Raw genomic sequence first — 11,017 nt, forward strand, 5'->3', positions numbered from 1 at the left:
CACAAAATACCCAAGTGAATTCTGGCGACTGGCACCTTTATTCTGTTTGATAAATTTGCGATTTGCCCGTCCAGGGATTACCGTGTTTACGTTGGTTGCACTAAATCCTAGATGAACTGCCAGCATTGTAGAGGATTTGACCAAATCGAATCTGGGTCAAGCTGCGACTGAATATCAGATAACATCAGATATTGGCGAATTTAATGACGACCATGCCCGAATTCTTCTGTTCTATATATGCTATGCTGAAGCCTTTTAAAACCTGTCCTTATCCCTGACCAAAATAATTTTTCAGCTTCATCATAAAGATTTTGTTAATTCTTTTTTAATGCAATCACATAATCGGCATTTTGTTGTGTGATTAACTTCACAATTTCTTTTTAACAACCGATTGCATCAATTATAACAATACATCCAGACAGTTCTAATACCTTTAATAATTCTGGAATTGCTGTAATTTAATTCGATTTATCATCAACCTTAACTTGACCCAAAACTAATCTATTTGTAGTTGCCCATACACTTACCATTACTATTGCACTTTTCTGATTAATTTTATCATAAGAGCCACACAATGTTTTTCCGTCTAGGGCAACAACTTCACCCTCTGTTATCCTATGGATTGATTTCATCCTGCTGAAACACAAGTGTTTCAGTTTTTCTTAGTGTCATTCGATAATGTATCAATTAAATTATCCTAAATTTGGCTAACCCAAGTGTTTTTTATCACAAGCCATAAATCCGGAATATAAGGCTTGAACTTAGTTTTAGATGAGTTTTTATATGAGGTTTATCCGAAAGAGTATTAGTTATATAGATTTTCTATAGATAAAATTTAAACTATTATGGTTTATAGAAAAGCTGCACCAATGGGCACAGAACAGTCCCTACACCTCGTGATCTAATGTTGTACCGCATCTGAATGGGAAGCGCTATATTTAAATTTAATTAGATATTTTATACGAATGATAAAGGTTTTAGTGAATATACTAAAACCTTTGATATCCGCTTGTATTCTGCGTTGAATAGAGACTTTCAAGAAACACAAAAATGGGAAAAAAAGCCAAAATCCTATTTTATCTGAGCAATTTATAAATCATAGCTTCAAGAAATACAAATAACCATGACTCGTAACTTATATGCTTTGCTTATTGGTATTGACAATTATCCTGATTTAAATCATCACCTCCAAGGTTGTGTAAACGATATTACAGCAATAGAAGAGTATCTTAACGAACGATTTGATCAAAAAGAATACCAATTACATTTACAAACCCTTAAGGATAACCAAGCAACCCGTAAGGGAGTCATTGATGGTTTTCGGAAGCATCTTCGTCAAGCTGGGCAAGATGATATAGTTTTGTTTTACTACAGTGGTCACGGTTCTCAAGAACTGACACCAAAAGAATTTTGGCACTTAGAACCCGACCATCTTAATGAAACTATAGTATGTTATGACAGTCGTACTGAAGGCGGCTGGGATTTGGCAGATAAAGAATTAGCAAAACTCATTGCCGAAGTAGCAGAAAAAGACCCGCACATTACCATTATTATGGATTGCTGCCACTCTGGTTCCGGCACAAAAGATCCATTGCAAGAGACAGGAATACGTCGCTTATCTACAGACAGGCGAGAACGCCCACTGGATAGTTTTATTTTTTCGCTCGCCGACTTAACGCAACTTTCAGATTCCCGTGACCCGGAAAAACACCCCAGTGGCTGGAAGATACCCAAAGGTCGTCATGTACTTCTAGCAGCTTGTCGAGACTACGAAACAGCGAAGGAATACTACGGCGGTGAGAAACATCGGGGTAGTTTCTCTTATTTTTTGATAGATACACTTGCTAAAGCCAATGGCAAATTGACTTATCGAGATTTGTTTGGGCGGACAAATGCGATCATCCGCAGTAAAATTACAGCCCAGTCTCCTCAGTTGGAAGTGAATAATCCTAATGATGAAAACAAATTTTTCCTTGATGGAGCGATCGCAGAACGTCACCCCTACTTTATTGTTAAAAATGACCCAAACTATGGCTGGGTAATTGATGGTGGGGCTGTTCACGGAGTGCAACCACCCAAAAACGGGGAAACCACTTTACTAGCACTGTTTTCCTTTGATGCCAATATCCAAGACCTGCGTGACCCAGCAAAGTCTGTGGGTACAGCAAAAGTGACTAGGTTACTACCAACGCAGAGTCAGGTAGATATCAAAGATGTGCCAAACCTCACTGCTGATGGTACTTCTTTTAAAGCATTTGTTACCAGCCTACCGCTACCACCTTTAGGCGTTCACATTGAGGGAGATGAAGCCGGTGTAACTCTCGCACGCCAAGCACTAGCAACAGCTGGACTTGATGGTAAAGCTTCACCCTATGTGCGCGAGGAGAATGAAGTTGGTAAAGCCGAGTTTCGCCTACTTTGTCGTCATCAACAGTATTTGATTGCCCGACCTACAGATGACCGACCTTTAGTAGCTCAAATTGATGGCTATAGTCCAGACAATGCAAAACAGGCAATTAAACGTTTAGAACATATTTCGCGTTGGACAACAATTGCGGAACTCTCAAATCCAGCAACTAAGATTAGAGCCAATGATGTAGAGATGAAACTCATCTTTGAAAATGAAGAATCATCTCAATTGCAGCAGATGCGTTCGCAGTACATGTATAAAGATGGTAAGTGGCAAAATCCAGAATTTAAACTGAAACTCACCAATAAAAGTCAGAACCCACTTTACTTTGGCTTAGTTAATCTTTCAGACAGTTTCGCTATTAGCACCCCATTTTTTGAAGCAGGTAGCATTAGGCTACAACCGGGAGAAGAAGCACTGGCTCTAGATGGCGAAGACTTGATACTCGAAGTCCCAGACGAGTTGTGGTTACAGGGGATTACTGAGTACAAAGACATAATTAAATTGATTGTCAGTAACGAGGACTTTGATGCTAAATTGCTGACTCAGAATAAACTTGATGCTCCTCGTCCACCTGCCACAAGAAATTTAGAATCTGCAAATCAAAGTAGCCTTGACCGTTTGATGAATCGAACTCAAAATCGCGAAATCAAAGCCAAAAGTGCAGCAAAGTATGATGATTGGTATGCACAGGAAATTACGATTACCACTGTACGTCCCTTAGACTCTACCCCAGTTTCTCAGACAGAACAAAAATTATTAGCAGCAGGGGTGAAATTACAGATACATCCTAGCTTAGTGGCAAATGCTCGCCTAACTACCACACCGCAAGTCAGCCGAGATTTAGGAAATCAAATTTTGCCTCCTATCCTACGGGAAGATGCAGAAGTTACTCGACCTTTCCAATTTACTAGCAGTCGAGGTACTGACCCTGGATTAAGTGTATTGGAATTGAACGAGATTCAAGATTACACAGTTGTCACCCCAGATGCACCTTTGAAGTTATTAGTAGATGCACCGTTAGCAGACAATGAATATCTTCTTGCTGTAGGCTATGATGGTGAATTCTTTTTACCTTTAGGTCGCGGTAAAACAACTCAAGATGGCAAAATAGAAATTGAGATAGAACGATTAACAGCCCCAGTTAGTCAGGGAGAACGTAGCCTGCAAGGGTCTATTCGCATCTTCTTTGAAAAAGTAATCAGTCGCCATTTTGGACGGGAATTTAAATATCCCATTTTAGCAGTGGCTGAGGTGGGGTATGATAATAAAGTAACTTATAAACGTGATGTAATTGATGTTCGGCAGCAAGTAGCAAAAGCCCAAATAATTGCCCTCTATATACATGGTATTATTGGCGATACTGAAAGTTTAATTAGTAGTATTAATCAAACAGTATTACAACCAGATGGGCAAAAGCTTTCTATCAGCAAGCTTTACGATGTAGTTCTTACCTTTGACTACGAAAACCTGAATACTTCAATTAAAGATAATGCTGAAAATTTGAAACGGCGACTAATAGAAGTGGGTTTAGGAGCAAACCACGGTAAAGAACTGCACATTATTGCTCATTCAATGGGAGGTTTAGTTTCTCGTTGGTTTATTGAGCGAGAAGGAGGTAATAAAGTTGTCCAACATTTAATTATGTTAGGTACACCAAATGCCGGTTCTCCTTGGCCAGTTGTTGAAGATTGGGTAAAACTTACTTTGGGTATTGGACTCAACGGACTTTCTACAGTTGCTTGGCCTGTAACAGTGCTGACAGGTTTGATAGGAATTCTTGAAAAAAACATTAGAGTAGCTCTAGCTGAGTTAAACCCAAACTCTGATTTTCTCAAATCTTTGGCAGCAAGTGAAGACCCTGACATTCCCTACTCGATTATCGCTGGCAACACATCTATTATTCCGGCAGCATTGGAGCAACAGCTAGATAAAAAATCTAGTGTTTTAGAACGGTTACAGCGAAGTTTATTTAACAAAGTTGTAAATTTACCTTTCTTTGGTATACCAAATGATATTGCAGTCACTGTAGATAGTATTGAGAATATTCCAAAAGGGCGCAAACGATCGCCCTTTGTTCAACAAGTAGCTTGCGACCACTTAAGTTACTTCAGCATCGAATTACCAGAAGTCGGGTTAGACGCTTTGATTATAGCGATCATCGCCCACCAAAACAAGTAGACAGTTGAAACGCAAAAATAAACATTTACTTTTGTTATTGTTGCCTTGATAAATTATATCCCAATACAGTTAAATTAAGGATGTTTTGTAGAAATTTGATATACGTAGAGACGTTGCAATGCAACATTTCAAAGCGAAGTTATCAGTCGTACAAGTTATCTTAACCTAAAAGTATTGTGTTAAAAGTATCAGACTTGACCGAAAACGAAAAGGATACAAGCCCCTGAATTTATTTATGGGGATCATTAATTTTGAATTTTGAATTCGGAGCAAAGCGACGTGATGCTGTGTCTGTGCGTAAGATTTTCATAAGTATTCAACTGGAATTGATATTAGAGGAGGTCTACTAATGTCTAAGCATAATTTCAACCTTAATTTTGCGATTATTATCGGTATCAATAAGTATATAAATGGTATTAGAGAGTTAGAAACAGCCGTTCCTGATGCTCACAAACTTGCTCAAATTATCCAAAAGCAACATCAAAATCTCAAACAGCAATATCAAGTACAAAATAAATATGAAGTCCAGTTGCTACTGAATCAACGTGTTACCCTTAGCAAACTCAAAGAACTGATTGAAGACTTCAAACAAGGACAAATACCTTTTGACAACGAAAAAGTTGTAGTTACCGAGAGCGATCGCGTCCTCTTATATTTTGCTGGACATGGTATCGCTTTAGAGGCTCTAGAAAATCAAGAGGGGCCAGTGGGTTATTTGATTCCGCAAGATGCCACATTAGGAGATAGTAGTACCTACTTGCCGATGCAAGAGTTACATGATGCCCTGAATGCACTCCCTTGTCGGCATATGTTGGCAATTCTCGATTGTTGCTTTGCAGGCGCTTTCCGATGGGCAAGTCTCAAGCGAGAGATTTTACCCAAAGTCACAGTTTACAAAGAACGCTACGATCGCTTTATCAGCGATGCAGCTTGGCAAGTAATTACTTCCGCAGCAGACGATCAAAAAGCTTTGGATTCTTTGGGTGTGCGGGGGGAAGTAAAAGAAGGTAACGAGATTCACTCTCCCTTTGCCAAAGCGCTTTTTGATGCCCTACGTGGAACTGACAAAAAAGCTGACTCGAATGATGATGGCATTATCACAGCAACTGAACTTTATTCATATCTGCGAGATCAGGTTGAAGTTGTCACAGAAAAGAACTACAAGCGACAAACTCCAAGTCTGTGTCCACTCAGAAAACATGACAAAGGGGAATTCATCTTTCTGTTACCTAATTTTGACCGAGATAAATTGGAGGATGCACCACCACTTAACTTAGAAAATAATCCTTATCGAGGATTGCAATCCTACGACGAAAAAGACAATAACTTGTTTTTTGGTAGAGAGAACCTGATCAAACAGCTTTATCAGCAAGTCGTTTCCAATAAACAAACGTTGACAGTGGTACTAGGTGCTTCTGGAACGGGTAAATCCAGCTTAATGAAAGCCGGATTGTTACACCGTCTGCGTCATTCCCAGGAGTATAAATTTCAAATTTTAGACCCCATGCGTCCAGGGGAAAGTCCTTTGCAGGCCTTAGCACAGGTGTGTTTACCAATTGCAAATACAATTACTGCTGTAGAACTGGCAAAAGACGAGCAAGCTTTAGCAAACATCGTTAGCAAGATTAATCCCCAGATTAAGCTATTGCTGGCAATTGATCAATTTGAAGAGTTGATAACTCTATGTAAAAGGGACGAAGAACGAGAGCAATTTCAGAAATTGATTAAAAATGCGATCGCTAAATATCCTCATAGCATCCACGTAGTTATCACTCTGCGGCAGGACTTTGAGGGTCAGTTTCAAAACTCTATACTCAAAGACTTCTGGAATGATGATACCCGATTTGTCGTCCCACCAATGACCCAGGATGAATTCCGGGAAGCAATTGAGAAACCAGCGTCCGAAAAAGTGGTATATTTCGACCCTCCCAGCTTGGTGGATGAACTGATCAACGAAGTCGTACAAATGCCAGGTGCTTTACCCTTGCTTTCTTTCACCCTCAGCGAATTGTACCTGAAATATTTGGCGGAACGAAGGGACAACCGCGCTTTAAAAAAGGAAGATTACGAAGAGTTGGGAAGAGTAGTTGGTTCTCTGACTAAACGTGCTAACCAAGAATACGATCAGTTAGTTGCAAAAGATCCCGCATATGAAAACACAGTGCGTCAGGTGATGCTGCGGATGATTTCATTGCAGGGTGGTGACTTAGCAAGGCGACAGGTTCCCAAGTCTGAACTAATTTACCCCGATAAGCAAGAAAGCGATCGCGTGCAAATAGTCATCAAACGTTTTTCTGAAGCCCGCTTAATCATTGAAGGTTCTAATTCTCAAGGCGAACCCTATGTAGAGCCAGCCCATGATGCTTTAGTACAGGGATGGGATAAATTACTCAAGTGGAAAAAAGAAGAAGAAGAAGACATAATTTTACAACGGCGGCTGACACCGGCTGCCGAAGAGTGGAAAAGTGTCGCTAGCAAGGAACAGCCATTAGGTTTGCAAGCCAAAGCTGAAACTGTAATTGATCGGTTAGATAGCTGCTTCTACGTTGTTGAAAACTTATCTAGCAAATTTAGTAAAAAAATCATAACTTGGCTTTTTCAAGGATTGCAGCAAAGACAGCATCAACAAGAGGGTTTGAGAGAGAAACCTAAACAGTTTCTTTGGAATAGTAATCCTTATCTTGATGTCTTAAATCAGGAACTTCAGTCTCATGACAATTGGTTTAATAAGTTAGAAACAGAATTTGTCCAACAAAGTGTTTTACAGAAACGCCGGGACATTAGTTGGGGATGGCGGATTGCGATCGCAATCATGCTGGGTTTAAGCGGGTTAACTGTTTGGGCATTAATTAATCTTAGACAAGCAACGATAAATCAAATGCTGAGTGAGAAAGAATCCGCAGATGCCGACTTACGTTCAAATCAACTGATTTTAGATGCCTTGCTCAATAGTTTATCAGCTGGAGAATCCCTTAAGAATCGGTGGCTGTTGAAAGTACCACCGCCAAAAGAAGATGAACAACTTCAAGTAATTAGAACCTTGCGAAAGGCAGTTTATACAGTCAAAGAATACAACAGACAAGAAGGGTTTCCTAGTGGTGTTCAAAGTATTTTTTGGGAAAAAGACGGTAGGCGTAGGCTACTGGTAGTTAGTACTGAAAATGATGGCACTGTCAGAGTATGGGACAAACAAGCCAAAAAGTTAGCCGAGTTACCAGGAAATCAATACTTAGTTACACAGGTAATTTTTAGTCCCGATGGTAGGCAACTTGCTATTGGCACAAACAAGGGTACTATCCTATTTTGGGATTGGCAAAATCAACAGCAGGCAACAGTATTACAAGGACATCGATGCGAAGATACAAATGACATTCCTAGTTTCAATTCATGTGCAATTACAAGCCTTAGTTTTAACCAGGATGGCAGTCAACTTATTAGCGTTCAAGATGACGGCATTGCCAGTTTGTGGAATTTCACTAGCAACCAATATCAGGAATTACAAGTACCTCCAAACAATATTATAATGACTGGTGGTTTCCAACCAAATGGTAAGTTATTGTTAGTTACTAAGACTCCAGATGGTAAAAGCGTCAGCGTGTTTAACTCCTCTTTTCAAGAATTAAGTAAAATCGACAAGCAGTTTCCAGTAATGCTCGATCAAGTAATCCTTAGTCCCAATAGTGAGGAAATAGCAATTATCTACGGAGGAGGTAGAAGCATCGTGGGTAGTGAAAGTTATTTGTGGCAATGGCGGCAAAACTACTCGCGACAGTTGTTAGGTCAGAACATCGATATTAATTTTAGCCAAGATGGTAAAAAGCTCGCTGCGGCAGGATTTAATGACGGTACTATACGCTTGCAGGATTTAGACAGCGGTATAATTAGTCAACTCAAAGGACATAAAGGTCAAATCGCAAATTTCAATTTTCGCTCGGATGGTAAAGTTCTCGCTACTGCCAGCGCTGATGGCACTCTCCGTCTTTGGAGTATGGAAGAACAACAGCCAAGTCAATTAAAAATACTTCCAGAAAAAATCAACAGTATCACATTTAGCGGGGATGGCAAGCTGATAGCAACTCAAGCAGTAGATGGAGTTGTCCACTTATTAGATTTATCTGGCAAGCCAGTGAAGCAGTTTAACAGTCAACTCCCTGTCTTCAATAGCCTTGGTTTTAGTCCCAATGGCAGACAACTGGCAACCCTAAGTCAGGAAGGAACTGTGGGCATATTAGATTTATCGAGTCAGCAGTACAGAGAATTTCTTGGAAAATATGACTCTAACAGTAACCTAAGTTTTAGTCCTGATGGTAAGCACATAGCAGTTACTGGATATGACAATAATAGCAAAGTTTACTTATTGAATGTATCCTCAGGTAAGCCAAATGATAAGTCGTTTCCTTATGAGGAAACTATTAGGATTAACAATGTGATTTGGAAATCAGACGACCAAATTCTGTTAGCTGGTGTACAGCAACTAAGTAGAGCCTACAAAAGTATCGTATTGTTGGATGTAAAATCAGGAAAACAACTACAAACTATTCCCCGTGATCAAGGAATAGGGGAACTTTACAATATCAGTTCTAACAGTGATGGTAGTTTAGCTGCTTTTGTCCAACAAGACGGTACTGTCAGCTTGTGGTATATGGACGGAACCAAGCTCGGAGAATTTAAAGACTTGGAGCGCAAAACCAAAAGCGTCATTTTGAGTCCCGACAGTAGTATGGTGGCTACCATTAGCGAGGATGGCACAGCTAAGTTGTGGGAAATTGGTAAATTAGACAAACTGCTTGCTAAAGGTTGCGATCGTCTTGGTGAATATTTGCAGAATAACCCTAACCAGAGCGATCGCCATCTCTGTGACAATCTACCATCAACCCCTGCAAATCCACACAAGTAAGGTAAAAGCGCTGTCTACGATGGTCACTGAGCTTGCCTGCCCTGAGCCTGCGCCGTACCCTTCGGGAAGCAAGCTACGCGCAGTGTCTCGTAGAGAAGGGTCGAAGTGGGGGCTACGCCGACGCTACATTTTTAGAAATAAATAAAAAAGGTAGGATTTCCTACCTTTACCCAAAAAAAGCATTTTGTAACCAAATACCAATTTAAATATCACACAAGCTTTTGACAAATCTATTGCAAAACTATGACGAGTGTATGACGTTTAATTTGTAATTGATTTCGCTATTACTCCCAGTTGCAACCCAGGCGGATAACTACCTTCTTCTTTGATCCGCTTAATTTCTACATCCGTTATTCGCAAATTTAACTTTTGTGCCAACGATCGCACAATATCTCCCCGATCAATTACACCAGCTACAGCGCCAGCCGGAGAAAGTACGGTAATTCGAGGTAACTGCTGATTTTCCAGCTTGTTAATTACCTCAGCGATCGATGTTGATTCCGCAACGGTAGGTATTTCTGTCAGGGGATGCACAATGCTGTGTAAGGTTTGGGTTTCCCATTGACTCCTTTCAATTAAACGCAAATCGTCAATGGATACTAGACCCCGATAACGTCCATCAGAAGCAGCAAAATAAATCTGTGAGGGAGCGGTTTCCAACAGGTATAAATCGGCAAAGGAGCGCAATGTCTGGTCAGCATCAACGACGCGAAAATCACGGGTCATCGCATCAGCCGCCGCTACCTTGAGTAGGCTTTCTTGCAATGTAGTCATGCTGTCATAGCTGTTAGCGTTGCGGACAGCAAACCAACCTAACAGCGCCATCCACAAACCAACTACTAACTGTCTGGTCAAGAAATCTACAACAAACCCTAAAGCGATCGCACCATAACCCAATATTTGCCCCGCCTTTGCAGCCCAGTGTACAGCTTGAAAACGATTACCTGTTATTTGCCATAGTGCTGCTTTTAACACTTGCCCTCCATCTAAAGGTAAGCCGGGAATCATGTTAAATAGAGCTACCACCAAGTTAATTCTGGCCAAATCTCCAACCATGACACTGAGTGGGCTAGTGTCAGGGATCACAGTAGCTACTAACCGGAGCAAGAAAAATAGTCCGATACTCACCAAAGGCCCAGCGATCGCTACTTGAAAGGCTTTAAAAGGAGTTTTAGATTCTTCTTCAATAGCAGCAATGCCGCCAAACATAAATAGGGTAATTGAATTAACTTTAATGCCTTGCGATTGGGCTGCCAAGCTGTGACCCAACTCATGTAACAACACTGAAACAAATAACAACAGTGCCATCACTATTCCAGCACTCCAAGCTATAACAGTTCCCCATTCCTGATAAGCTACCCCAAAATTGAGAGTTGCCAACCCTAAAATCACAAACCATAACGGGTCTAACAACAGGGGAATTCCAAATAAAGACCCAATTTTCCAATTTGTTTGCATTACATTATCCTAAAACTATAGGACTCCTATTTGATTTCTGAACAAGACTAAGAGAGAATACGGAGAGGTTT

General features: G+C 40.4%; 3 protein-coding genes and 1 pseudogene. 2 read left to right on the forward strand and 2 right to left on the reverse strand.

The annotated features are described in order from the left end of the window. Positions 1-317: 317 nt before the first annotated feature. Positions 318-632: pseudogene (locus tag PUQ00_RS30365) on the reverse strand (ISAs1 family transposase); the annotation flags it as partial. Positions 633-1,123: 491 nt separating this feature from the next. Here PUQ00_RS30365 and PUQ00_RS30370 point away from each other — a divergent pair. Beyond that, positions 1,124-4,591 carry a caspase family protein gene (locus PUQ00_RS30370; RefSeq protein ID WP_300423480.1) on the forward strand — a complete coding sequence of 1,156 codons (3,468 nt, stop codon included), beginning with the start codon at positions 1,124-1,126 and terminating at the stop codon, positions 4,589-4,591. Positions 4,592-4,940: 349 nt separating this feature from the next. Continuing rightward, positions 4,941-9,488 (forward strand): caspase family protein, encoded by a 4,548-nt coding sequence (locus PUQ00_RS30375; RefSeq protein WP_300423481.1) that lies wholly within the window; start codon positions 4,941-4,943, stop codon positions 9,486-9,488. Positions 9,489-9,749: 261 nt separating this feature from the next. Here the strand turns inward: PUQ00_RS30375 and PUQ00_RS30380 are convergent, their stop codons facing one another. Further along, a complete protein-coding gene (locus PUQ00_RS30380; protein ID WP_300423483.1) occupies positions 9,750-10,946 on the reverse strand; it encodes a site-2 protease family protein in 1,197 nt (398 codons plus the stop codon). Between the last annotated feature and the right edge of the window lie 71 nt (positions 10,947-11,017).

It is taken from the genome of Nostoc sp. S13 (assembly GCF_029379315.1).
Lineage (GTDB): Bacteria > Cyanobacteriota > Cyanobacteriia > Cyanobacteriales > Nostocaceae > Nostoc.

Coding starts and splice junctions, on each gene's coding strand:
- PUQ00_RS30370 (WP_300423480.1), top strand. CDS start 1,124: ATGACTCGTAACTTATATGCTTTGCTTATTGGTATTGACAATTATCCT.
- PUQ00_RS30375 (WP_300423481.1), top strand. CDS start 4,941: ATGTCTAAGCATAATTTCAACCTTAATTTTGCGATTATTATCGGTATC.
- PUQ00_RS30380 (WP_300423483.1), bottom strand. CDS start 10,946: ATGCAAACAAATTGGAAAATTGGGTCTTTATTTGGAATTCCCCTGTTG.